2 tRNA genes and 1 rRNA gene are annotated in these 561 nt (G+C 46.7%); all 3 read right to left on the reverse strand.

Annotated elements, in window-relative coordinates:
* A 23S ribosomal RNA gene (locus CSQ92_RS28475) occupies positions 1-107 on the reverse strand; the annotation flags it as partial.
* Between the two features lie 240 nt (positions 108-347).
* Positions 348-423, reverse strand: a tRNA-Ala gene (locus CSQ92_RS28480).
* 12 nt (positions 424-435) lie between these two features.
* A tRNA-Ile gene (locus CSQ92_RS28485) sits at positions 436-512 on the reverse strand.
* Positions 513-561 lie beyond the last annotated feature (49 nt).

Here is a 561-nt window from a genome sequence, read left to right on the forward strand (position 1 = left end):
CGGATCAAAGTGTGTTTGCTCACTCCCCGCAGCTTATCGCAAGCTACTACGTCCTTCATCGCCTGTAATCGCCAAGGCATCCACCATGTGCACTTATTCGCTTGTCCCTATAACGTTAGCCTCTGATAACCGAAATCATCAAAGAGCGCTACAGGGATAAGAAAGTACAACGTTGTTGCTTGTTTGTTGATACATACAATCATTACCCATCGATTCACCTTTTACGGCAAACCGATCAATAAATAATCTTTACTTCTTCCAGATTGTTAAAGAACGAAACAGCTTTGATCGCTAAAAGATCAAACCTAAACCTAACTGGCTTACGTTTGCACTTTCGAGTAAAACTTTGGTGGAGGATGACGGGATCGAACCGACGACCCCCTGCTTGCAAAGCAGGTGCTCTCCCAGCTGAGCTAATCCCCCGGGAATTTGTACTGGTAGGGCTGGTTGGACTCGAACCAACGACCCCCGCGTTATCAACACGGTGCTCTAACCAGCTGAGCTACAGCCCCAACGCGGAACTACTACGACTACTGTTTCTTCTTCATTTAACAGCCGATA

Origin of the sequence: Janthinobacterium sp. BJB446 (genome assembly GCF_002735655.1) — a bacterium.
GTDB lineage: Bacteria > Pseudomonadota > Gammaproteobacteria > Burkholderiales > Burkholderiaceae_D > Janthinobacterium > Janthinobacterium lividum.